The sequence below is a fragment of the Streptomyces sp. NPDC094034 genome, from assembly GCF_040303865.1.
In the GTDB taxonomy this organism is placed as follows: Bacteria; Actinomycetota; Actinomycetes; order Streptomycetales; family Streptomycetaceae; genus Streptomyces.
This window is the reverse complement of sequence record NZ_JBEOUD010000039.1, coordinates 47,976-72,190: the sequence shown is the minus strand read 5'-3', so window position 1 is coordinate 72,190 and position 24,215 is coordinate 47,976. Positions and strand designations below refer to the sequence as shown.

At 71.5% G+C, this 24,215-nt stretch carries 18 protein-coding genes; 6 read left to right on the top strand and 12 right to left on the bottom strand.

Annotation, left to right across the window (positions count from 1 at the left end; all coding sequences use genetic code 11):
* Positions 1-43: 43 nt before the first annotated feature.
* From ABTZ59_RS28410 to ABTZ59_RS28395, 4 genes are all read right to left on the bottom strand, one after another.
* A complete protein-coding gene (locus tag ABTZ59_RS28410; RefSeq protein ID WP_351419333.1) occupies positions 44-958 on the bottom strand; it encodes a LysR family transcriptional regulator in 915 nt (304 codons plus the stop codon).
* A gap of 70 nt (positions 959-1,028) precedes the next feature.
* Entirely contained in the window at positions 1,029-2,228 is a 1,200-nt protein-coding gene (locus ABTZ59_RS28405) for a glycine C-acetyltransferase (RefSeq protein WP_351419329.1), read from the bottom strand.
* Between the two features lie 84 nt (positions 2,229-2,312).
* The gene (gene tdh / locus ABTZ59_RS28400; RefSeq protein ID WP_351419325.1) at positions 2,313-3,347 is read right to left on the bottom strand and encodes an L-threonine 3-dehydrogenase; all 1,035 of its coding nucleotides are present in this window, start codon (positions 3,345-3,347) and stop codon (positions 2,313-2,315) included.
* Positions 3,348-3,659: 312 nt separating this feature from the next.
* Complete coding sequence (locus ABTZ59_RS28395; protein ID WP_351419322.1) at positions 3,660-4,721, bottom strand: DMT family protein; 1,062 nt, start codon at positions 4,719-4,721, stop codon at positions 3,660-3,662.
* A 296-nt stretch (positions 4,722-5,017) separates the two neighbouring features.
* Here ABTZ59_RS28395 and ABTZ59_RS28390 point away from each other — a divergent pair, with 296 nt between their 5' ends.
* Positions 5,018-5,626, top strand: coding sequence for a TetR/AcrR family transcriptional regulator (locus tag ABTZ59_RS28390; protein WP_351419319.1), 609 nt, complete (start codon positions 5,018-5,020; stop codon positions 5,624-5,626).
* A 553-nt stretch (positions 5,627-6,179) separates the two neighbouring features.
* The gene (locus ABTZ59_RS28385) at positions 6,180-7,286 is read left to right on the top strand and encodes a terpene synthase family protein (RefSeq protein ID WP_351419316.1); all 1,107 of its coding nucleotides are present in this window, start codon (positions 6,180-6,182) and stop codon (positions 7,284-7,286) included.
* 63 nt (positions 7,287-7,349) lie between these two features.
* Here ABTZ59_RS28385 and ABTZ59_RS28380 read toward each other — a convergent pair whose 3' ends face one another.
* From ABTZ59_RS28380 to ABTZ59_RS28360, 5 genes are all read right to left on the bottom strand, one after another.
* A complete protein-coding gene (locus ABTZ59_RS28380) occupies positions 7,350-8,942 on the bottom strand; it encodes a cytochrome P450 (RefSeq protein WP_503003769.1) in 1,593 nt (530 codons plus the stop codon).
* Positions 8,943-9,163: 221 nt separating this feature from the next.
* Entirely contained in the window at positions 9,164-9,778 is a 615-nt protein-coding gene (locus tag ABTZ59_RS28375) for a GTP-binding protein (protein ID WP_351419307.1), read from the bottom strand.
* Positions 9,759-10,130, bottom strand: coding sequence for a DUF742 domain-containing protein (locus tag ABTZ59_RS28370; RefSeq protein ID WP_351419373.1), 372 nt, complete (start codon positions 10,128-10,130; stop codon positions 9,759-9,761). Before ABTZ59_RS28370 ends, ABTZ59_RS28375 begins: the two co-directional genes overlap by 20 nt.
* Complete coding sequence (locus tag ABTZ59_RS28365) at positions 10,130-10,537, bottom strand: roadblock/LC7 domain-containing protein (RefSeq protein ID WP_030350307.1); 408 nt, start codon at positions 10,535-10,537, stop codon at positions 10,130-10,132. The genes ABTZ59_RS28370 and ABTZ59_RS28365 overlap by 1 nt, the downstream gene beginning before the upstream one ends.
* Positions 10,534-12,270 carry a sensor histidine kinase gene (locus tag ABTZ59_RS28360; protein ID WP_351419302.1) on the bottom strand — a complete coding sequence of 579 codons (1,737 nt, stop codon included), beginning with the start codon at positions 12,268-12,270 and terminating at the stop codon, positions 10,534-10,536. Before ABTZ59_RS28360 ends, ABTZ59_RS28365 begins: the two co-directional genes overlap by 4 nt.
* 470 nt (positions 12,271-12,740) lie before the next feature.
* Here ABTZ59_RS28360 and ABTZ59_RS28355 point away from each other — a divergent pair, with 470 nt between their 5' ends.
* Complete coding sequence (locus ABTZ59_RS28355) at positions 12,741-14,561, top strand: hypothetical protein (protein ID WP_351419299.1); 1,821 nt, start codon at positions 12,741-12,743, stop codon at positions 14,559-14,561.
* On the opposite strand, the gene ABTZ59_RS28350 is transcribed toward ABTZ59_RS28355, so the two are convergent.
* A complete protein-coding gene (locus ABTZ59_RS28350) occupies positions 14,545-16,710 on the bottom strand; it encodes a tetratricopeptide repeat protein (RefSeq protein ID WP_351419296.1) in 2,166 nt (721 codons plus the stop codon). The two genes, ABTZ59_RS28355 and ABTZ59_RS28350, sit on opposite strands and share 17 nt — an antisense overlap.
* Positions 16,711-17,091: 381 nt before the next feature.
* Here ABTZ59_RS28350 and ABTZ59_RS28345 point away from each other — a divergent pair, with 381 nt between their 5' ends.
* The 3 genes from ABTZ59_RS28345 to ABTZ59_RS28335 all read left to right on the top strand — a co-directional run bounded on the left by ABTZ59_RS28345 (position 17,092) and on the right by ABTZ59_RS28335 (position 20,286).
* Positions 17,092-18,111 carry a helix-turn-helix transcriptional regulator gene (locus ABTZ59_RS28345; RefSeq protein ID WP_351419291.1) on the top strand — a complete coding sequence of 340 codons (1,020 nt, stop codon included), beginning with the start codon at positions 17,092-17,094 and terminating at the stop codon, positions 18,109-18,111.
* Positions 18,108-18,716, top strand: a complete 609-nt coding sequence (locus tag ABTZ59_RS28340; protein ID WP_351419289.1) for a dihydrofolate reductase family protein — start codon at positions 18,108-18,110, stop codon at positions 18,714-18,716. The genes ABTZ59_RS28345 and ABTZ59_RS28340 overlap by 4 nt, the downstream gene beginning before the upstream one ends.
* A 403-nt stretch (positions 18,717-19,119) precedes the next feature.
* A complete protein-coding gene (locus tag ABTZ59_RS28335) occupies positions 19,120-20,286 on the top strand; it encodes a D-alanyl-D-alanine carboxypeptidase family protein (RefSeq protein WP_351419286.1) in 1,167 nt (388 codons plus the stop codon).
* Between the two features lie 54 nt (positions 20,287-20,340).
* Here the strand turns inward: ABTZ59_RS28335 and ABTZ59_RS28330 are convergent, their stop codons facing one another.
* Positions 20,341-21,126 carry a pentapeptide repeat-containing protein gene (locus ABTZ59_RS28330; protein ID WP_351419371.1) on the bottom strand — a complete coding sequence of 262 codons (786 nt, stop codon included), beginning with the start codon at positions 21,124-21,126 and terminating at the stop codon, positions 20,341-20,343.
* Between the two features lie 227 nt (positions 21,127-21,353).
* A complete protein-coding gene (locus tag ABTZ59_RS28325) occupies positions 21,354-24,029 on the bottom strand; it encodes an ATP-binding protein (RefSeq protein WP_351419284.1) in 2,676 nt (891 codons plus the stop codon).
* Positions 24,030-24,215 lie beyond the last annotated feature (186 nt).

Here is a 24,215-nt window from a genome sequence, read left to right as displayed (position 1 = left end):
CGGCCACGGAACCCCTGATGAGTACGCCCGTCAACGGTCGCGGTCAGTCCGTCGGCAGGCCGCCCGCCGCCCGCGCCAGCGCGTCGAGGACCGGACGGATCAGCGGGTGCGCCTCCGCGCCCCGGCGTACGGCGGCGAAGACCCTGCGGGTCGCGGCCGGGCCCGCCACCGGGCGTACGACCGTACCCTTCAGCTCCATGCCGCGCAGCGCGGAGCGCGGGACCAGCGCCACTCCCGCGCCCGCGCCCGCGAGGGCGACGACCGCGCGGAAGTCGTCGGAGGAGTGCGCCAGTCGCGGCTGGAAGCCCGCCAGTTCGCAGGCGAGCTGGATCACGTCATGGCAGGGGTTGCCGGGGTACGGGCCGATCCAGTCGCTGTCGGCCAGCTCGGCCAGCCCGACCGCGGCGCCGAGGCCGAGCGGATGCGCGGCGGGCAGGACCGCGTCGAACGGCTCCGCGTACAGCGGCACCCGCCACAGCCGCAGATCGTCCTCGCGCGGGGCGCCGCGGTACTCGACCGCGACCGCGAGATCCGCCTCGCCGTCGAGCACCATCGGCAGGCTCTCGTCACCCTCGGCGTCCCGTACGCGCACCCGGATGTCGGGGTGGGGACCACCGAGCAGTTGCAGGGCCGGGGCCAGTACTTCCGCGATGCCCGTGGCGAAGGCGGCGACCGTGATCTCGCCCGCCGTCCCGCCCGCGTACGCCGCGAGCTCCGCCTCGGCGCGCTCCAACTGGGCGAGGACGGCGTGCGCGTGGGTGAGCAGGATCTCCCCGGCGGCGGTCAGCCGCACGCCCCGGCCGCTGCGGGTCAGCAGCGCGTGCCCGGTCTCGTGCTCCAGCGCGGCGAGCTGCTGGGAGACGGCCGAGGGGGTGAGATAGAGCGCGGCGGCCGCGGCGGTCACCGTACGGTGGTCCGCCACGGCCCGCAGGACGCGCAGCCGCCGGGGGTCGATCACCCAGCCCATTTTGCCAGGTCTGACCGGAACTCCACCCCCACCGGTACCTCCCGCCCCACCGCCTCGGCGTTCAGCCCTCCCGCTTCATCGCCTCGCGCGCGTCGACGAACGCCGCGACCGCCCGCTCCACGTCCGCCGTGGAGTGCGCGGCGGACAGCTGCACCCTGATCCGCGCGCGGCCCATGGGGACGACGGGGTACGAGAAGCCGATCACGTACACCCCGCGCTCCAGCAGCAGTTCGGCCATCCGGGCCGCCTCGGCGGCGTCGCCGATCATGACGGGCGCGATGGCGTGGTCGCCGGGCAGGATCTCGAAGCCCGCCGCCGTCATCTCCGTACGGAAGAGCGCGGTGTTGGCGTTCAGCCGGTCCCGCAGCTCGTCCGCGCTCTCCAGCAGATCGAGGACCTTGATCGACGCGGCGGCGATGACCGGGGCGAGCGAGTTGGAGAAGAGATACGGACGGGAGCGCTGGCGCAGCAGGGCGACGATCTCGGCGCGAGCCGCGACATAGCCGCCGGACGCGCCGCCGAGCGCCTTGCCGAGCGTGCCGGTGATGATGTCGACCCGGTCCATGACGCCGTGCAGTTCGGGGGTGCCCCGGCCGCCGGGGCCCACGAAGCCGACGGCGTGCGAGTCGTCGACCATGACCATCGCGTCGTACCGGTCGGCGAGATCACAGATCTCGGCCAGCGGGGCGACATACCCGTCCATCGAGAACACGCCGTCCGTGACGATCAGCCGGCGACGGGCGTCCTGGGACTCCTTGAGCCTGGTCTCCAGTTCGGCGAGGTCACGGTTGGCGTACCGGAGGCGACGGGCCTTGGAGAGCCGGATGCCGTCGATGATGCTGGCGTGGTTGAGGGCGTCCGAGATCACGGCGTCCTCCGGTCCGAGGAGCGTCTCGAAGACCCCGCCATTGGCGTCGAAGCAGGAGGAGTAGAGGATCGTGTCCTCCTGGCCGAGGAACGCGGACAGCCGCCCCTCCAGCTCCTTGTGGATCTCCTGGGTGCCGCAGATGAAGCGTACGGACGCCATGCCGTAGCCCCAGCGGTCGAGCGCGTCCTTGGCGGCGGCGACCACCTCGGGGTGGTCGGCGAGCCCGAGGTAGTTGTTGGCGCAGAAGTTGAGGACGTCCCCGGGGGCGCCGCCCGCGGTGACGGCGACGGAGGCGCTCTGCGGGGTCGAGATCACACGCTCGGGCTTGAACAGACCCGCGTCACGGATCTCGTCGAGAGTGGCGGACAGGTCGTCCCGGACGGACACGTACATGAAGGGCTCCTTCTTGTCGGGCTCGGTGCGCTGCGGGCTTCTGGGGCCCGGGGTGCCACGGGGGCCGGTCAGGCGGTCGGACGGTCAGACGCTCCAGTCGAGAATGATCTTTCCGCTGCGCGCGGAGGACGCCTCGTCGAACGCGGCGTCGAAGTCCTCGTACCCGTAGCTGCCCGTGATGACGGGCGTGAGGTCGAGCCCGCCTTCGAGCAGGACGGTCATCGCGTACCAGGTCTCGAACATCTCGCGTCCGTAGATGCCCTTGACCGTGATCATCGACGTGACGATCTTCGACCAGTCGACGGCGAACTCCTCGGCGGGCAGCCCCAGCATGGCGATCCGGCCGCCGTGCGTCATGTTGTCCACCATGTCGCGCATGGCCTCGGGGCGTCCCGACATCTCCAGACCGATGTCGAAGCCCTCCTTGAGGCCGAGCTGCCGCTGTGCGTCGGCGATACCGATGTCGGCGGGAGAGACATCGAGGGCGAGGGTCGCGCCGGCCTTGCGGGCGAGTTCGAGGCGGTGCGGGCTGACGTCGGTGATCACGACATTGCGCGCCCCGGCGTGCCGGGCGACGGCCGCGGCCATGATGCCGATGGGGCCCGCGCCGGTGATCAGCACGTCCTCGCCGACGAGGGGGAAGGAGAGCGCGGTGTGCACGGCGTTGCCGAACGGGTCGAAGATCGCGGCGACATCGAGATCCACCTCGGCGCGGTGCACCCAGACGTTCGCGGCGGGCAGGGAGACATACTCCGCGAAGGCTCCGTCGCGGCCGACACCGAGCCCGACGGTGCTGCGGCAGAGGTGCCTGCGGCCGGCGAGGCAGTTACGGCACTTGCCGCAGACGAGATGGCCCTCACCGCTGACCAGATCGCCGACGGCCACGTCCTGTACGGCGGCGCCGACGGCGGCCACCTCGCCGACGAACTCGTGGCCGAGGACGCGGGGCGTGGTGACGGACTGCCGGGCCCAGCCGTCCCAGGACCGGATGTGCAGGTCGGTGCCGCAGATGCCGGTACGGAGCACCTTGATCAGTACGTCACCGTCCCCGTACGCCGGCTCGGGCACATCCATGAGCCACAGCCCCGGCTCGGCCTTCTGTTTGACAAGTGCCTTCATGGGCGCGGCTCCCGGAGGGTGTGGTGCGTCGTGCACAGCGCTGAGCGGTGATCACTGTTCGGTGGTCGGGCACCAATGTGCCCAGCGGCGGCCGTCCAGTCCATCGAGGATTTCTTAAGCGGCCCAACAGCGCAGCTTCACGCGCCGCGGCGCGCCGGGAAGACGACCGGGTGGCGGGCGGAAGGAGCCCGGGGAGACACCCCGGGAGGCACGGCGGGAAGCACCACGCGAGGAGCGCGGGAGGAGCTCGCGAGGAGCGCGGGAGGAGCGCCTTCGGCCGCCGGTACGCGCGGCTGACCGCACCGCACGGGGCTATCGGTAGGTACGGTCCCCGCGTCGACGTGGACAGCGGCGCTGCTGGAGCGCCCGTCCCGATCTCAGGGGATGCGGTCGCCAGGACGTCCGCGCCGCGAGCGGGGTGCCGCCGGGGGCGGGACGGTCCGGCGATCCGGCGGCGGGGACGGCGGAGCGCTGTCCGGGCACCCGCGCCGTCGGCGCCGCCGTCATCGCCGCCGCCGTCATCGCCGGCGGCGTCATCGCGGGTGCGGTCACCGCCGTACGGGTCAGCAGCACCACGCCCCGCGCGGCGAGCACAGCGCCGAGGAGCGCCGCCGTCACGCCCGGAACGCCGCCCTGGAGCCGTTCCCCCAGCAGGGTCAGACCGATGACCGCCGCCGCGAGCGGGTTGGCCAGGGTCAGGACGGCGAGCGGGGCTCCGAGACCGCCGCGGTAGGCCCGCTGGGACAGCAGCAGACCGCCCGAGGCGAAGGCCGCGACCACCAGCGCCACGGCCGCCGCCTGCCACATCGGCAGCGCGTCCGCGTCGCGCGCGGTGGCGGCGACCGTCACCGTCTGGGTGAGGGCCGAGGCGACGCCCGAGGTGATGCCGGAGGCCGCCGCGTGCCGGAGAGCGGACCCCGCTCCCGGCCCGGTCAGCAGGGCGACCAGCGCCATCGCCACACCCGAGACGCCGAGCGCCTGTGGCAGGCTCAGCGTCTCGTCGGGGGAACTGCCGGCCGCGGCCAGCAGGATGGCCGCGAGGCCGACCAGGGTGAAGGCCGTGCCATGCCACTCGCCCCGGCTGACCTGCCGCCCGGCGCGACGGGCACCCAGCGGCACGGCCGCGACGAGGGTGAGCGCGCCCAGCGGCTGGACGACCGTGAGCGGACCGTAGGTCAGCGCCACGACATGCAGCAGCGCGCCGGTCGCGTTCAGCCCGACCGCCCACCACCAGGCGCCGCGGGCCAGCAGGCTGAACAGCCCGGTGCCCGGCGCCGTACGGGCCGCGAGCCGCTCCTGCGCCACCGCGGCGGTGGCATAGGCGACGGCCGATACCAGCGACAGGGCAACGGCCAGGGCCGTCGCCCCGTTCACCGGCCGGTCCCTGAGGCGACGGGAGCGACGGACGACACCGGCCGGCCCCCTGCGACGGTTTCCGGCTTCCGTGCGGCGGGCCCGGTGCGGGCTTGTATCACCCGACCCCCTTACCTGGTACCTGGACAACACGGCGCGCGGAACGTCGTGGCGGTGCGGCGACGGGATCTGGACCCCGCCCTATCGATACGCCAGTGTACCGATACGGCCTCGTATCGGTACACTGGCGTATCGGTACACCGACGTATCGACGCCCGAGCCCCATCGGACCCGAGCGACGGAGACGGGGAGAGACGATGACGCCGCGGCGCCGCTCCAAGATCACGCCGGAACGGGAGCTGGAACTCTACGAGGCCGCCCTGGACCTGTTGAGAGAGAGCGGCTACGAGGCACTGACCATGGAGGGCGTCGCCGCCCGTTCCCGCTGCGGCAAGTCCACGCTCTACCGTCAGTGGGGCACGAAACCGCAACTGGTCGCTGCGGCGCTCCGCGGCACCCGCTGCGTCAAGCTCGCGGATGTCGACACGGGCAGCCTGGTCGGGGATCTACGGGCGGCGGCCTGTGCGGCGGTGGAGGCCGCGGGCCGCGACACCGCGCTGATGCACGCGCTCAGTCACGCGGCCTTCCAGAATCCGGAGCTGCTGCGCGCCCTGCGCGAGAATCTCGTCGAACCGGAGATCGCGGCGATCAACGCCATGGTCGAGCGCGCCGTGGCACGCGGCGAGGTCGCGCCCGACAACCCCGCGGCGGAGTTCGTGGCCGCCCAGCTGATGGGGGTCATGCGAGCCCGGCAGATGGTGGAGGGACGGCATGCCGACGAGGCGTATCTCCACCGCTTCCTGGAGGCCGCGGTCTTCCCCGCACTGGGCCTGCGGGCCACCTCGCGAGTCATCTCGCACCCCTGACCGGTGGGCCGTCGTCCGAGCGGATGACGACGACTCACCGGCGCCGCACCGTGGGGACGGGAGCGGCGCGCTCCATGCCTGTGGGCCTCTTCTCCGGAGGGGGCCCACAGGCATGCCGAGGCCGGCACGGGGGATTCAGGTCGCGAGGGGTCTCGTACATTCGTCTCCGTGCGTTGCCGCTCTATGACGTAGTGACAACAATCAGAATGGCGAGGGCATCCGGGAGGGGCCGTTTACGAACCGTGACGAGAATCCTCGACCGGGCGGCGCTCGGCGGAGGCTCGACGGAGGTTGGCGGGCGGCGCCGCGGTGGTGTGAACCACCGGTGGGCGGCGCACGTGCGGCCGGTGCGCGGGTCCTGGGGGGCTTGCGCGCGGCCACTTCGCCATGTGAGCGGTACCGATCAGGTCAGTTCACAATCAGTCAATTTCGGCCAGCGGCACGCCAGTTGTGCAGTTGTTGACGATCTGAGATGGACAGATACGCTCCATCCGAACGGCATCGTCCCTCATTCCGCACCGTATTGCGCCCTTGCCGCATCAGGAGGCCGATCATGACCTGTGTCTCGGAACAGCGCTTGGTCCAACAGCTTCCGGCTGTGCCGTTCTACTGCCCCGTACCGCCCGCCAGACATCCCTCGGTCGAGGTCCTCAACGACCAGACCGTGCGGTGGATGCTCCAACAACGCCTCGACAGCGACGAGCATCAACTCAAACGCCTGGCGGTCTGCGACTTCGGCGGTCTCGCCGCCTCGACCATGCCGTACGGAACGCTCGAACCGCTCACCCTGATGGCCAAATTCCACGCCGTGCTCTTCTCGCTCGACGACGGCGTGTGCGACGAGTCCGAGCCCACGGCCGATCTGATGGTCCAGGAGACCTCGCGCATCATGCGCGCCGTGGAGGCGCCCACGGCGCGGGCGCTCGGGGACTCACCGCACACCGCCGCGCTGCGCAGGCTGCGGCTTGAGCTGGAGCAGTACGCCTCGCCGCGTCAGGTACGCCGTTTGACGGAGGCCATGCGCGTCTACACCTCGGGACTGGTGTGGGAGGCGTCCTGGCGCCGCAATCGGGAACTTCCCTCGCTCGACGACTACGTCACCCTGTGGATGCGGGCCATCGGGATGGCTCCCTCCACCGCGATGATCGAGGTGGTCGGCGGCTTCTCCGTGGCGGACGAGGACATGCAGGACTCCCGGGTACGCGCGCTCACGGAGATCACCTGGACGCTGGTCAGCTGGGACAACGACCTCTACTCCCGCAACAAGGAGCTGCTGCGCGCCGGCGACGATCTGAATCTGATCGATGTCCTCTGCCAGGAGCAGCACTGCGATCCGCGTCGCGCACTCGTACAGGTGGTGGCGATGCGGGACCGCGTGATGGTGCTGTTCGACCGGCTGGCCCAGCAGGTGCTGAAGGAGGCGGACGACGGTCTGCGCCGCTACGTACAGGGACTCGGCCAGTTCGTCCGGGGGCATCTCGACTGGGCGTCGATCTGCCCCCGCTACTCCGTGCCGTCGAGTCCGCGGACGGCCCCGGGCGGGTGGTGGAAGGAGCAGCCGGCCGACAACAGCCTGGAACCGCTGCCGATCCCCACGATCGCCTGGTGGTGGGACCAGCTCGACCCGGCGAGCGGGCCGGTCGGCGCGTCGGCCGGCTGACGTACCGAGCGCCGAGGCGCCGGCCGGCCGAGCGTGCCGGCCGACCGGCGTACCGGCGCTCCGTCAGTGGCCGCGCCACCAGCGCGTCAGGGCCCGCCAGGCCCGCCGCGGAGCGCTGCCCGCGCGCTGTTCCGGAATCACGCCCGTTGCCTCCGGGACCGTCCCCGGCACGCCGGTACCGGCCTCCTCGGATGACGGGACCGGGGCGTGGGACGGCGGCCGCACCACGTCGGGGCGGTGGGAATCCACCTGCCACCGCGGGCGCGGTACGGCGGCCGACGCGCTCGGCGGACCGGTGACATCCTGCGGCGGACGCGGCGCGAAGGTCACCGGAAGCTCCAGCAGCTGACGGGACATCAGCGCGCCCTCGTACCGCAGCTCATGCTCGTCCACGGCGAGCTGGACATCGGGCAGCCGCAGCAGCAGCGCGTCGATCCCGGTGTCGGCGATGGCCCGCCCGATGTCCTGCCCCGGGCATTCGTGCGGGCCGCCGCTGAAGGCGAGATGGGCCCGGTTGCCCTGCATGGAGGCGTTGAGATCGGGCCGTACCACCGGGTCCACATTGGCCGCGGCGATCCCGACCACCAGTGCGTCCCCCGCCTTGATGCGCTGGCCGCCGAGTTCGGTGTCGCCGACCGCCCAGCGGCCGAAGATCGTGGTGAAGGGCGGCTCGTCCCAGAGTGTCTGCTCGACCGCCTCCGGCAGGGTCATATGACCGCCGCTCAGCTGCGCGCGGAAGCGGGGATCGGTGAGGACCATGCGCAGCACATTGGCGATGAGGTTCGCGGTGGTCTCGTACGCCGCGATGAGCACCAGCCGCAGATGCTGGCTGACCTCGTCGTCGGTGAGCCCGGCCGGGTGTTCGGTGAGCCAGGTCGCGAAGTCCTCCTCGGGCGCGATACGGCGGCGCTTCACCAGCCTGGTCAGTGTGGTCATCACATAGGTATTGCTCTCGTTGGCGGTCGCGGTGCCCTTGATCATGTCGCGGGCGGCCTGCACGAGGCGATCGTTGTACTCGTCCGGCATGCCGAGGATCTGCGCCATCACCATCATCGGCAGGTGCTCGGCGAATCTGCTGACCAGATCCGCCCTGCCGTCCTGGCAGAACTCGTTGACCAGCCGGTTGCTGTAGCGGTTGATATAGCGCCGGACGCCCCGGTGGTCGATCCGCGCGATCGAGTCGGTGACCGCGCCGCGCAGCCGCTCATGGTCCGCGCCGTCGGCGAAGACACAGATGGGCTGCCAGGTGAAGATGGGCGCGAGGGGATGGTCGGGGGGCGCGGTGCCGTCGTGCAGCGCGCGCCAGCGCCGGGAGTCCCGGGAGAACTGCGACGGCGTGCGCGTCATATGCAGATTGTCGCTGTGCCCGAGCACGAGCCAGGCGGGTACGTCGCCGTGGAGCAGCACGGGCGCGACGGAGCCGTGTTCGGCGCGCAGCTTCTCGTACAGCCCCATGGGGTCGTTCTCGGCCTCGGGTCCGTACAGCCGTCGCAGCCCACTGGCGGCGAGGCCGTCCAGTGTGGGCCCTATGGTGTCCTGGCCACCGCTCGGGCCGTGGGAGTCGAGTTCGCCGGCGGTCATGCCATGGGCCGGGCAGCCGGGGGGCGGCGCCATGGGGCCGTCCGGCCCGGGTCGGTGGGGATGAGGCGTGGTCACGGTCGCTCCAGGGATCAGGCCGGAAAATGTACGTGTACGTGTACGTGTACGTGTGCTTGTACGTGTACGTGTGCTTGTACGTGTGCTTGCGCGTATGCGGGTACGGGAATGGCGCGCGGCCCTTCGGCGCTCGGCGCTCGGTGCGCGGACGACGGGCGCGGCGAACGGACGCGACCGGTCGGGGCGGGCCGGTCGGACGCGGTCGGCTCACGCCCGACCGGTCAGGCGGTCGGCAGTGCCAGCGAGTGCAGATAGCGCATCAGCGTCAGCAGCACATCACGGCTCGACGCCCGCAACCGCGCGTCGCAGTCGACCATCGGGACCTCGTCGGGCAGGTCCAGGGCCGTCCGCAGCGCTTCGACGGGATGGTGGGGCGCGTCCGGGAAGGTGTTGACCGCGACGACGAACGGTACGCCGCGCTCCTCCAGCCGACCTATCACATCGAAACTGACTTCGAGACGGCGTGTGTCGACGAGCACCACGGCTCCCAGGGCACCCTCGAAGAGGCCGTTCCACAGGAACCAGAAGCGCTCCTGGCCGGGGGTGCCGAAGAGATAGAGCACCAGTTGTTCTGTGATGCTGATCCGGCCGAAGTCCATGGCGACGGTGGTCGCGGTCTTGGTCTCCACACCGGAGTTGTCGTCCACCCCCACCCCGGCCTGGGTCATGGTCTCTTCGGTGGTGAGCGGACGGATCTCGCTGACCGAGCCCACCATCGTCGTCTTGCCGACCCCGAATCCGCCCACGATCACGACCTTCACCGCGGAGGTGGCCGTGGTGGGCAGGACATCCTCGCTCCTGGGACCCGTGATCGTGTCAGAGTTTCTGAAGTCCATGCATCACCGCTTCGAGAAGGGACCGGTCGGGAAGTGCGGCGCGGACGATGGGCGCGCGCGATTCGACCAGTTCGGCCGCGAGGAGTTCGGTCAGCAGCGCGGTCACCACGCTGAAGGGGAGGCTGAGATAGGCGGAGATCTCGGCCACGGACAGCGGTGCCCGGCAGAGCCGCAGAATGGCGGCCTGTTCCGGCTGCACCGTCGGCGACGGTTCGTCGCGGGCCACGATCATGGTGACCAGATCGAGCGGCGCCCGTTCGGCGCCGTCGGGGCCGCCGGTGATCACGTACAGCCGTTCCGGATCCCCCACATCCGCCTCGGGGCGCCGGCGTTCTCGTCGGGGAGGCGTGATCATCCGGCCTGCCCGTCATGGCGCGGGGGACTCGTCAGATGGGCTCCGATACGGACCACCATGTCCCGCATCCGGGCCCCCACCAGCCCCGCGTCCACCGTCTCGTCGGCGAGGACGGCGAGATACGCGCCCGCTCCGGCCTCCATCAGATAGAAGAAGCCGCCCCCGATCTCGATGACGACCAGCCGCATCCGGCCGTCGCTGGAGGGGATCTCGGCGGCGACGGCCGCGGCCAGACTCTGTAGTCCGGCGCAGGCGGCGGCCAGCCGGTCGGCTACATCCGGGTCACCGCCGTGCCGGGCGATCCGGAGGCCGTCCGCGGAGAGCACCACGATCTGCTGGATCTGCGGCACTCCGTCCGCCAGTTCCTTGAGCATCCAGTCCATGTTCGCCCGCTGCTGGATCACTTCAGATCTCCCTTGCCCCGCACATCATCGGATTCGCCCTGGTCACCGGGGTGGCCCGGTGCCTCCCCCGCCCCGGTCGACGGCTCGCGCGGAGTGCCGTTGACCGCCTTGGTGAACGCTTCGAGCCAGATGCCGGGACCGGGCTTCTTCTCCGGCGTACCGCCCTCGCGCCCCGCGCCTTCCGGGGCGTCGCCACGCCCACCGTCGTACCCGCCGTGGTAGCCGCCGCCGTAGCCGTTGCTCCGGCCGTTGACCGGGCCATTGCCCTGGGGTCGGCTCCCGCTCGGCCCGCCGCTCGGGCCATCGCCTCGTGGGGCCCCTGGAGCGCGGCCGGTGTTCTGGAGGCCGAGGTTGTGGGAGCCGAGCGGGGCGCGGCCACGGCTGCGCCGCTGCGGAAGCCCGTTCTCCGTCCACTCCGTCACCACGGGAATGTCGTCCTCCATGGACCCCGCGAGCGGCACCGACCGCTGTGGTCCGGTGACGGGCCGCGGCACCCGGTCGGCGGGCCGCAGTACGTCCGTCGTGGGCAGTCCCGCACCACTGCCGCGGGGCAGCGCCGAGGCGCCGATGCCATGGGCGATACCGGGCGCGGGCCCGGTGGTGACGACATCGCGCGGCACGATGAGAACGGCCCGGACACCGCCGTACGCCGACTGCCGCAGCGAGACCTGCAAGTTGTACATCTGGCAGAGTCGGCCGACCACGGCCATACCGAGCCGGGGAGTCTCGCCGAGGTCATTGAGGTCGATACCGGCCTGGGCCTGCGCGAGCATGGTCTCGGCCCGGGCCCGTGCCTCCTCGCTGAGGCTGACGCCGCCGTCCTCGATCTCGATCGCGATCCCGGTCTGCACCTCGACGGCGGTGACATGGACACGGGTCTGCGGCGGCGAGTAGCGGGTGGCGTTGTCGAGGAGTTCGGCACAGGCGTGGATGAGCGGTTCCACGGCCGTGCCGATGATGGCGACCTTGGCGATGGAGTGCAGATCGACGCGCTGGTACTCCAGGATCCGGGACATGGCCCCGCGCAACACACTGAACAGCGGTACGGGCTTGGGCCATTGGCGTCCCGGCCGGGCCTTGCCGAGCACGGCGATACTGTCCGCGAGCCGGCCGATCAGCGCGGTGCCGTGGTCGATGCGCAGCAGGTCGTCGAAGACCTCGGGGTTGCGGCCGTGCGCCTCCTCCATCTCCCGCAGCTCGCTGGCCTGCTGGTGCACGATGGACTGGACGCGGCGGGCGATGTTCACGAAGGAACGCTGCGCGGACTCGCGCATGGCCTCCTCGTCGTCCACGATCTGTAGGACAGAGCGGAGCAAGGACCGCTGGGCGGTGGGGAGTTCGCGATAGCGCTCGTCCCCGTCCACCACGGCGCGGATGACTTCGGCGGGCGATTCGCCCTGTCGCAGCCGATGGATCGTGGCCGGCATCAGCTCCTTGCCGAGCCGTACGGTCTCCTCGTCGTGCTGGGCGAGTCGCCGTTCCAACTGCGCGAGGCGGTACGCGTAGTGCTCGTGCAGCGTACTGACGGTCCTGGCGCGCCGGGACAGTTCGCCCGCGCACCAGATGACGACGATGGTCGCGACCGCGCCGTATACCACGAGCGGTATCCGGGCGGCGTCGGGAACGAGGCCCACCGCGACCGCCGTGGCCGCCACGATCAGGACGGCGGGGACTACGAGCGCGCGGACGGACGGGGATGCTTGATCACTCGGGGGTGCTTCAACACGAACCATGTAAGCCCTCTGGCGGTCGATTCAGATCAGATAATTCACACGATCAAGGCACATAGGGAACAAGTGCCTTATTGGGTATCAACTCGGCGCGCTCCGCGAGAGCTTAGCCCGATGAAATCGGCGCTTCGGCATATTCACGCAACCTCATGCGCGGGCAATGCCGTTGGGCATAGACTCGCGCGGTTGCACGCTGAGCTTCCATGGCGGCACGAAGAGTAACGCCTTTGAGGCATGACAATCGGCCTGATATCGGTAGATCATCGGGCGATCGCGCTCGTACGACAGGCTCGCTCCGTATGAGAGTCGGACCGGGTGCGGCTCCATGGGCCGATCGGGGATCGAGGGCATCCGGGCGGATCCGGGGGAATTCGCCAACGATCTTCACTCTCCGGGGTGAAGAACTGCCGGGGTGGTTATCGTGGCGGGTCGGAACAGGCGGCGGGACAAGGCGAGACGGGGGAGCACGGGCGGTGGGCGAGGGGCGGGCCGGCTGGGTCCGGGTACCGGTGGGGGCCGACTCGGCGCGATGGACGACCCGGGGGCGCCGCAAGCTCGTGCTGTTCGTCGTGCACAACGTGACCTCGGCGACCCGGCTACTGGATGTCCTGCCGCTGTTCCGCGACGATCTGCGGGTCCAACTGCTCGCCACCCGCACCGGTTCTTCGCCGTTCCAGGCCGGGGTCACCGAGCTGCTGGCGGAGACCGGCCTACCGGTACTGCCATGGGAGCAGGCGCTCGAACTCCCGGTGGATCTGGCGATCTCGGCAAGTTTCGGCGGTCAACTGCACGTACTTTCAAAGAAGTTGACGGTCCTGTCCCATGGCGTTGGCTACAATAAGAGGCTGGCAACACCGGACACCGGACACCGGACACCGGACACCGGATGCCCTTCGCCCGAGGCGGAGAGCCGTACGCCCGGTGTCGGGCCGCCGCCCGTCTTCGGGCTCTCCCCTGACTGGCTGCTCTTCGACGGCTCCCCCGTCGCCGACGCGCTGGTCCTCTCCCACCCGGAACAGCTGGAGCGCCTGCGCGCCGCGTGCCCCGAGGCGGCGCCCACCGCCGTACTCGCCGGGGACCCGTGTTACGACCGGATTCTGGCGGGCCTCCCCTATCGCGAACGCTTCCGCCGGGCCCTCGACGTACGGCCGGGACAGCGACTTGTCCTGCTGAACTCGACCTGGAACCCCGACTCCCTCTTCGGGGACGGCGGCGAGGACATACTGCCGTCGCTGCTGCCACGGCTCACCGCGGAACTGCCCGCCGACGAGTACCGGTCGGCGGCCGTGCTGCACCCCAATATCTGGCACGGCCATGGGCCGGGGCAGATCCGCGTCTGGCTGGACCGGGCCCGGCGGGGCGGGCTGGCGCTGGTGGATCCGCTGGAGGGATGGCGACAGGCGCTCATCGCCGCCGATGTGGTCATCGGGGACACCGGCTCGGTCAGCTACTACGCGGCTGCTCTCGGCACCCCCGTGCTGATGGGCGCGGCCTCACCGGACGGGCTCGACGCGCGGTCGCCGGTGGCCGCGTTCGTACGGGCGGCTCCCCGGCTCTCGCCGTACGTCCCGCTGCGGCCCCAACTCGACGCGCTGCTCGACGGAGCGGGACGGTCGACGCCAGAGACACCCCCCGGTCCCGCCGAGCTGGTCTCCTCGGCACCGGGTGAGGCGGCCGCGCTGCTGCGCCGTCACTTCTACCGGCTCATCGGTATGCCCGAGCCGCCCGAGCCCGCTCTGCTGGACCCCCTGCCGCTTCCCCCGTACGAGCGCGTGACGCGGACGTCCCCCCTGCGGGTGGTGACCCGGCTGCTCGGGACCGGTGAGATCGAGGTGAGCCGGTACGCGGACCCCCGGTCCGAGCCGGCGGGTGACGGAGACGCGCACACGGCCGTGCACGAGGACACCCTGGACCCGGACCGACGCGCACTCGCCGATGTGATCTTCCGGTACGGCACGGCGGACGATCCCCGGTACGGCACCCCGGAGGAGTGGACGGCGGAGGTACTGACCCGTCATCCCCACTGTGCGCTGGCGGCGCTGGTCACCGACCGCGGCAGCTGTACGGTCCGCACCCGCGGCGGCACCCTGCTACGGCTCGCGGGCGCGCCTCCCGCCGCCGACCCCGCCGCGTATGTCTCCGCCCTTTACGCCTGGCTGGCCGCGGGGAAGACATGGGAGGACCTGACGGCGGGCGGGATGACCGTACGCACCGGCAGCCGCGGCTCACACCATGTGTCGGTCACACCGCTCACACCGGGTGGTCCGGACTCTCCCCTCACTCCCGCGAGCTGAGGCAGCGCTCCCGCAGCGCCCCCAGATGCGCGAGATGGTAGGCGGCCTTCTCCGCGTCGAGCGCGGCGGCCGCCGCGTCGATCAGCGGCAGCGCGCCCCCCGGGTCCCCCTCCGCGAGAGAGGTCTCGGCGAGGTCGGTGAGTGTCCTGGCCGTGTTGTACGACTCCCCGGCGATGTCGCGGAAGAACACCAGCGCGGTATCCAGCCGCTCGCGGGCCTCGGTGTAGCGGCCAAGACCACGCAGGGCCCGGCCCCGGTGCCGGTCCAGCAGGGCTCGGGCGCGAGGCAGATCGCGCTCGCCCTCGTCACCGGCGCGGATGCCGCCGAGGATCGCCGCCGCCTCGTCGAAGCGGTCGTACGCCTCCTGGAAGCGCCACTGCCGCAACCGCAGCAGCCCCAGCGACTCCACGCAGGAGGCATGTCCGCGCAGATGTCCGGACCGCTCCTCGGCCCGCGCGGCGGCGGTCATTTCGAGCTCGGCCTCCTCGTACCGCCGTAGCTCCATCAGATCCAGCGCGAGCAGCAGATGCGTCCGCCCGGCCATCCGGGACCCGGGGTCGTGGGCATCGGCGACGCGCGCGCCCGCCCGCAGCGCGGGGAGCAGTTCGTCGTGGTATCCCGCCTTCAGCTGGAGCGGCCAGAGAGCCTGGCACAGCTGGTACACGGCTTCCGGCCGGCCGAACTCCTCCGCCGCGTGCACCGCTTGGACCAGATTGCCCAGCTCGGCCACGAGCGCGGAAAGCGCCTCGCCCTCGTCGGCGTACGGGCTCGGACTCCGCGCGAGCTCGTCGTAGAGCGGGCCGATTCCCCAGCTGCCCGGCAGGGCCCCGAGCCTGGCCTGTACGGCGAACCGCAGATACCAGTCCACCGTTCGCTGCACCGCCGAGGAGTACCCCGGGATGCCGTCCACGCGGACGGCGGTCTCCTCGGCATGGCCACGGACGACAGGGCGGTAGCGACAGCGGTCCGTGTCCACGGGCTCCAGCAGCCCACGATCGACCAGCTCGCCGAGGATCCGGGCGGCTTCGGCCTCCGGCAGGGATACGGTGGCCGCGACGGCCGCGGGGCCGAAAGCGGGCCACTCGCGCAGTGACATCAGCCGGTAGACCTGGGCCGCGTCGGGCTCCAGCTCTCGGTACAAGCCCTCGACGGCGGTGAGGACCGGGCCGCTGTCGGTCACGGTGGGCTCCTCCTCCTGTCGGTTCGGGCCGGGATCCGCGCCGGCCAGCCGATCCGGCTCGGCCAGCCGGGGCGCGACCGCCCGCAGCGCGTACGGCGAACCACCGCACCTCTCCAGCACCCGCGGCAGTACGGCGCGAGCCGCCGCCACCGTCTCCTGGCCCGCGAGGTCGGTGAGCAGCCGGCGCGCGTCCTTGTCGGAGAGCGGCCCGACGGGGATCCGCAGGGCGTCCAGACCGCGCAGCGGCCTGGACGCGACCACGACCGTGAACACCTCCGGCGCGGCCGTCAGCAGGGGCCTGACCTGCGCCGCCGACTGGGCGTGGTCCAGCACGACGAGCAGCCGCCGGCCCGCGACAGCGCGCCGGAACGACTCACGACGGCCCGCCGCGTCCGGCGGGATGTCGTCCCGCGCCATCCCCAGCTGGACGAGCAGGCTCCGCAACACCGTGGACGCGTCCAGCGCGGTGCTCGCCGAGGCACCGCGCAGATCGGCATACAACTGCCCGCCGGGGAAGAGACGCTCCGCTTCCCGGCATCCCCAGTGGATGGCGAGCGCGCTGGTGCCGATGCCTTCCGGGCCATGGATCAGCGCGACGCGGGGCCGCCCGTCCGCCGGGCGCGAGGCCTCGCTCTCCAGGAGCTTCATCGGCGCCTGACGGTCCGTGAAGAACCGCGTGGAGGCGGGCAGCGCCGGCACGGCGTCGGCCGTACCCGGGCCGGGGGCGGTACGGGCGAACGCCTCCCAGGCGCGGGCGAGCGCGGGATCGGTCCGTACCGCCTCATGGATACGCTCGGCCACGGCCGTCAGCTCGGCCGGGTCCGCGGGCGCCGTGACCTCCCGGCCGACGATGCGCCGCACCAGACCACCGGCCGACTCCCAGGCCCACTTCCCGGCCTCATTGGCCATTCCCGCGCCCACGGCGCTCAGCACCGCGGCGATCGCCGCCAGTGACATCGGCTCCAGCATGCCCGCTCCCCCACTCCCCGTTCTCCGGCCCCCGGTCCAGATCCCCCGGGGCCCGGTCCCCGCGCCCCGGTGAAGGTCCGTGGCGAGGCGCCGGCGGAGGCCGCGCGCCACGTTCCGGATCAACCGTAATCGCGATCACGGCAGTACGGGGGCGGTTGGCGACTACTCGCAACCCCTGTTGCCGAAGGGGACGTTCGGGGCAGGGGCGTCCGGTAGGCCCGATGTCACGGGAGAGCAGCCGGAACCCCATGGGAAGCCGGTTGCGGAACAGGTGCCGGAACCGGTGCCGGAACGGGTGTCGGAGGGGGTGTCGGGGGCGCTCCCGGCGAAGGTACCTGGCGCTATCAGGCGGTTGCCGCCATACGCGCTGATACTGACCCCATGACCCGACACGGAGAGCTGGGCACAGCCCTGCACCGCTGGCGTGACCGGATCGCACCGGCCGAGGCCGGGCTGCCCGCGGGCGAGCCCGGCCGGGCGGCCGGACTGCGGCATGAGGAGCTGGCTCAGCTGACCGGTCTGTCCGTGGACTATCTCGTCCGGCTGGAAGAGGGCCGGGCCACCTCGCCCTCGGTCCAGGTCCTGACCTCGCTGGCCCGCGCCCTGCGGCTCTCCGACGACGAGCGCAGACATCTGTTCCTGCTCGCCGGTCAGTCCCCGCCCGCCCTCGGCCGGGTGTCGGACCATATCCCGCCCAGCGTGCGGCGGCTGCTCGGACGGCTGCCGGGGACCCCGCTGGGGGTTCATGACGCCGCCTGGAATCTGATCACCTGGAACCCGCTCTGGGCCGCGCTGCTCGGGGATCCGGCGGCGGACCCCGGGCGGGGCCGCAACGCCGCCTGGCTGCACTTCACGGGCCGGCCCGGCCGGGTCAGCCAGACCGTGGAGCAGGAGGCGCGGTTCGAGGCGGCGCTCGTCGCCGATCTGCGGTCGGCGACGGTCCACTACCCCACTGATGTACGGCTGCGCTTCCTCATCGGGGAGCTGCGCCGGGTCAGCGACCGGTTCGCCGTGCTGTGGAAATCCCGTATCACCGATGCCCACGACACCGGCACCAGGACCATCCATCACCCGGATGTCGGACCGGTGATCGTGGACTGCGACACCCTCACCGTTCCGGGCTGCGATCTCCGTATCGCCGCGTACTCCGCCGCCCCGGGCACGGACGCCGCCGACAAGCTCAGGCTGCTCGATGTGATCGGCACGGAGATGGCCGGGCTGACCGAGATGACCGGGATGGCGACGGACATGGCCGGGATGGCACAGGAGCCCGCCCCGGCCGCCGGCACCGTTCTCGACGACTCCGGCCACGGTCCCGGCCAGGGTCCCGGCTCCGGTCCCGGCACCGATCCCGGTCCTGGTTCCAGCCCCACCGCCGCGCCGGAGCCCGCCGACCGATGAGGACGAACAGGGTCTGCACCGGCGCCAGCATGTCGCTGGACGGCTATATCGCGGGCCCGGAGGAAACGGGCTTCGACAAGCTGTTCAGGTGGTACGGCAACGGCACGGTACGCGTGCCGACCGCCCGTGACGACCTCACCTTCACCATGTCCCCCGTGAGCGTGGAGGTGTGGCGTGGCACGGTCGAGCGCACCGGCGCGCTGGTGATCGGCCGGCGGCTCTTCGATCTCACCTCGGGCTGGGAGGGGATTCACCCGATCGGGTGCCCGGTCGTCGTGCTCACGCACCGTGTACCGGAGGACTGGCCATACCGGGACGCGCCCTTCACGTTCGTCACGGACGGTATCGAGAGCGCCGTGGAACGCGCCAAGGAGCTCGCGGGACCCGGCAGGACGGTCACCGTCAACGGCGGCACGATCGCGCGGCAGTGCCTGGACGCGCGGTTGCTCGACGAGGTGTGGATCGATCTCGTACCGGTGCTGCTCGGCGCCGGCACGCCGTTCTTCGATCAGCTGAAGAACGTGCCGGTGGAGCTGGAGGGGCCGCTGTCGATGGCCCAGGGCATCGGTGTCACCCATTTGCGCTATCGGGTCCGCTATCCATGACGGGTGTGCGCCGGCCGAAACCCGCGAGGGCCGACCGGACAGTGGTGCACCCGGTCGGCTCATGTGAGGGGCGCGGGACGCGGTCCGTTCCTACCGTGGCTGAATGATCATCAGATCCGTGACGCGCTCCGCGCTCTCCGGCACGGTGGCTCTCGCCATCGGCCTGCTGGTCCTTCTGCCGCCGTCCCCGCCGGCCGCCGCGGACTCCCGCAGCGATCCGGCTGTTCGGGCTCCGGGCCTGCCCCGCGTCCCCGCGGTCGCCGGCTCCCCCGGCGTCCACGGCTCGGCCGGATCTCCCGGAACACCCGGCACACCCGGAACACCTGGAACGCCCGCAACCCCTGGAACTCCCGGAAAGACGGGAACACCCGGGAAGCCCGGACCTCATGGATCCCCCCGGCCCGTGTCCGCCGCGCACGGACCTGCCGCCGCCGCTCATGGCCCCGCGAGCGCACCGGAGGCCGATATCGACCGCGCGCTGCTGTACCGGCCGGGTACGCATGCGCGGCCCAAGCCCGGCACCCCCGCTCCGCCGGAACTGTCGGCGCTGTCCTGGCTGGTCGCGGATGCCCGTACGGGCGAGGTGCTCGCCGCGCGCGAGGCGCATCTCAAACTGCCCCCGGCCTCCACCCTGAAGACGCTCTTCGCCATCACCGCGCTGCCGCGGCTGGCCGAGCACTCCAAGCACACGGTCACCGAGGAGGAGCTGGACGACATCGGTCCCGGCAGCAGCACGGTGGGGATCGTCGAAGGCGAGTCGTACGAAGTGGCGGACCTGTGGCGCGGCGTGTTCCTCAGCTCCGGCAACGACGCGGTGCGCGCGCTCTCCAAGATGAACGGGGGCTGGGACTCGACGGTCACCCAGATGCGGAAGAAGGCCAAGCAGCTGGGCGCGCTCGACACCCATGTCGTGTCCCCGGACGGTTATGACGCTCCCGGCCAGGTGTCGTCGGCGTACGACCTGTCGGTGTTCGCCCGTGCGGGCCTGGCTTCACCGGAGTTCGTACGGTACAGCTCGACCGTCGACGCCGAGTTCCCCGGCGAAGGCGGCATCGTCAACACGAACCGCCTGCTGAGCGGCGAGGACGGGGTGGAGCCCTATCGGGGGCTGATCGGCGTCAAGAACGGCTTCACCTCCGATGCCGGCTACACCCTGATCGCGGCGGCCAAGCGCGGGGGCCGCACGCTGCTGGCGACGGTGATGAACCCGCAGTGGGGCGGTGTCCACGCGGTGTACGAGGAGGCCAGGGAGCTGCTGGACTGGGGTTTCACCGCCGGGAAGCGGGTCGTTCCGGTGGGCACGCTCAAGCCGCCTCCACCGCCCGTCCCGCCGATGCCTCCGACCTCGCCGGCGCCGGCGGGTCCGGGGTCGAGTCCGATGGCGAAGGTGGCGGGTGCGGCGCCGGGAGCGCGATCGGTGAGCGTCGCGCGGGCGGAGCACGACGATTCCGGGTCGGGCTTTCTGGTGCCCGCCGCCTTCGTGAGCTCGGCCTGTCTCGCGGCGGTCGGACTCTTCGTCGTACGGCGTTCGGGCCGACGGCGGCCGGGCGAGGAGGAGATCATCCACTGAGCGCGACGGTCCGCGGGAAGCCGGACGCCCGCGGACGCTGGCCCGTTGAGGGGCCTACCAGTGGGCGGGGCGGGTGAGTGACGGCGGGAGTCGGGTCGCCCCGTCGCCCTTCGCCGCGTTGACCTGGGTCTGGACGAGGAAGATGCTGCCCGTCAGATCGGCGCCCCGCAGATCCGCGTCCCGCAGGTCGGCGCCGATCAGATCGGCCAGGCGCAGATCGGCCCCCCGCAGATCGGCGGCGATCAGATAGGCCCCGCGCAGATCGGCACCGCGCAGGTCCGCGCCCTTGAGCTTCGCGCCGAAGAGGTCGGCGCCCCTGCGGTTCTTCCGTTTGCCCCGGACCTGGGCCCGCACCAGCTCGCTCGTACGCAGCAGCAGGGTGTTGACGGCCGCGCGCCGCGCCGCCACATCCAGTTCGAGCAGGGCCTCGGGGGCGCTCCGGGTGAGGCGCTCGGTCTCGTCCAGGGCTTGGCGGATCGCGCCGTGAAGCGCCCGGGCGGGCTCAAGCGCGAGGGCCTCGTCGAGGTACCACAGCAGTTCCTGGAGCTGTCGCATCACGGGAAGCGCGGCGAACATCCGCCGCGCGCTCTCCGGCGCCTGCCGCCAGTCCCGTCCGCCGAAGGTGAGCTGCGAGACCTTCTGGCCCGCGCCGAAACAGTCGTAGACCGTGCACCCCTGGAAGCCCCGCTCCCGCAGGGTGCGGTGGACGCCGCAGCGGAAGTCGGTCGTCAGATGACCGCAGGGCTCGCCCGCGTCCTTGTCGACGGGGAAGTCCGCCGAGACAGAGAAGGTCAGCGCGACACAGCAGAGTCCGAAGCAGTTCGCGCAGTCGGCCCGCAGATCGAGGCCCGAGGGACCGGGACCGCGTGCCCCCTCGCGAAATGTGGAGGCTGAGGGGTCGGGCTGCTGTGACACGGGTTCCGGTCTCCTGTGAGTACATGACGACGGTCGCCCGACGGAGCGTACCTTCCGGCGCCGACACAGCACGCGTCCGAGGACTCCGGACACCGGACTCCGGCCACCGGCCACCGGAAGGGGACATCACCGCCGGAGGCCGGCACGGGACGTCAGTGAGGCGCCGGGCGGGCGTCCATCGCCCGGCGCGCCCGGTCCGCCAGGCCGTCCGCGCCACAGCTCTCGGCCAGTTCGAGCCCGCAGGCCAGCTCGGCCGGGAACCCGGCGGCGATGCCGTACTCCACCCGGGCGACGGCGAGTTCGTAGGCGGAGGGCGAGGCTTCCAGATGAGCGACGGCCTGCGCCAGCAGCTCGGTCTTCTCCGCGCCCTCCTTCAGGGACGCGGCGCAGCACAGCGCGATCCCGATGGCGGTGTGCGTGCCGAAGCGTTCCGCCCGGTCTCTGGCATAGGACGCGAGATGGGCCGCACGGCGCGGATCGTCGTCGGCGACCGCACGCGCGAGGTCGCACGCCCAGGGAGCCATGACGATGTTGTGACGTCCTCGGGCGGTCAACGCCTGTCCGGCGGCTTCCAGTTCGACGACGGCCTCCTTCGTCCGGCCGAGGGCGAGCAGCAACCGGCCCCGGACACTCGGCGCGTCGGGGATGACGATCGAGGAGGAGTACGGCGGGGCGAACGCGTGGCGCTCGGCCGCCTCCAGCGCCTTGTCGACATGGCCGCGTGCGAGCAGTGTGTCGATCAGCATGCATGCCGCGTCCCAGTGCATCGGCAGACCGTTGCCGACCCGGTCGGCCAGCCGCAGGCTCTCGCGCAGATACGTCTCGGCATCCGCGAGCCGGCCGCGTCTGCGGTGACCGTAGCCGACGAGGGCGTGGGCGAAGGCCAGATGGCCACCGCTCCAGCCGGAGATCTCGAAGGCCCGCAGTCCTTCCTGGAACAGGCTCTCCGCACGGTCGAGCCGGTCGGCGAAGGCATACGAGAGACCGAGCAGGGCCGGTGGTTCGAAGCCCCACGCCGTGTCGGCCCAGCCGACTCCGGGCGGCAACCTGCCGTCGATCAGGGCCCGTTCACCGATCTGGACGTTCTCCTCGGCGCTCTCGCCGCGGGCCGTACCGTCGAACGCGCGCAGCATCAGCAGGACACGTTCGGTGTTGTCACGTCCCGTGAGCCCGTCCGCCAGCCGGGCGAGCCGACGCGAGCGTTCGGGGCCGTCCTCCTCGATGGCCTGTACGCCCTCCCACAGGAAGTGGGCGCCCTGGAGCCGCATCCTGTCGGGTCCTTCTTCGGTACGGGCGACCTCGGTGGCCACCACATGCGCGGCGTCACCGGTCTGGTTGTTGTGGGTCAGCGCCTGGGCGAGCCGGAACACCACGTCCACGCGCAGGCCTTCGTCGAGCCGCGCGGTGTCGAGCGCGGCGCGCAGATGTCCGACCGTGGTGGCCGGTGAGGTGAGCAGCGTGGCGCAGCCGAGCTCGTACAGCACCTGTGGCCGTACGGACTCCAACGGCGGTTCGATCAGGGCGCGTTCGAGACAGCGACGGGCGGCGTCCGGCGCTCCCACCGCGAGATGTTCGGCGGCGGCTTCGCGCAGTTGCTCGACCAGTTCGGGGTCGCCGTCCGGATGCACTTCGAGGAGGTGCGGCGCGGCTGCCGCGGATCCCCGGCCGCTGCGGGAGACCGCCCAGGCGGCGAGTCCGTGCATCGCGGTGCGCACGCCCGGCGGGATCGCCCGGTAGACGGCGCCCGCGATCAGCGGGTGGACGAACTCCAGTGGGTCCATGCCCACGAGGATGCGCGCCGCCCGCAGCCGCTCCGCGCACGTGGCGGCCTCTTCGTGGCTCATACCCGACAGTGAGATCGCCAGATCGAGTGAGATGTCGGTGCCCAGAATGGCGGCGGCCCAGGCGAAGCGGGTGGTGGCCGTGCCCAGTTCCTCAAGCCGGGCGATAAGACCGGTGCCGCGGGCCGAAGCACCGAGGGCGCGCAGTTCGCCGGCGAAGTCCTCGACGGGTTCGAGGCCGCTGTCCCGCACCTTGGCGAGCAGTTCGACGGTCTCGTACGCGTTGCCGCCGGTGACCGCCCAGACCTCGCGGCAGAACGGATCGTCCGCGTGCTCACCGAGGGCGGCGCGGGCCAGTTCGGCCGTGGCGTCGGAGGTCAGCTCGCTCAGTGTGACGAGCAGCTTCGCCGCCGCGCCGATCTTCTGGAGAAACCATTCGGTCTCGCCGATGGCCTCTTCGGTGCGGTACGCGACGACGATGAGGACGGGCAGCCCGCCGGCCGAACGCTCGGCGAAGGAGGTGAGCCAGGCAAGGGTCTCCAGGTCGGCCCACTGCGCGTCGTCCACGAGGAGGACGAGCGGCCCGTGGACCGCCGCGAGCCGTTCCACCAGAGCGTCCAGACCGTCCCTGACCCCTTGCGGGTCGGCGTGCTGTTCGCCGGGAGGCGCTATGCCGAGGGCCGGGCCGACGATCTCGTACCGGTCACCGAGCAGTTCGCGCGCGTCCGTGGGACCGTCCGCCGGTTCTGACGCCGCTTCCGCGTCGGTCAGCACGGGCTGGAGCAGTTGCCGTACGACATGGAAGGGAACGGAGGTGACGGTCTCGCCACCGCGCGCGGACCACACCGCGCAACGCCCGGTGGCGAGTCGGCGCACTTCGGAGAGGAGCGCCGTCTTACCGAGCCCGGCGGCGCCCCGGTAGACGAGCAGCCCGCCGGAGCGTTTACTTCCGCACAGTGCGTCCACGGCGTTGGCCGCCGCGGCGAGTTCGGGTTCACGCTCCAGCAGCGGGAGGGTGACCGAGTCATCCGGCCGGTACACCGGCATCCCTCGCTTTCTCGAACAGTGCGCAGGTCAAGTGTTGAGGGTAGCCCCGGAGCGCCCCGAGTGGACCCGAATCAGCACGAATTCGGCCGTTCGACTGCGCGACGACGCTTCAAGGAGTAACGAAATCCGAAGGTGTGACCTCCGCACCGGCTGGGAGGGTGCGGGCCGGGGAGATCATGGATCCGG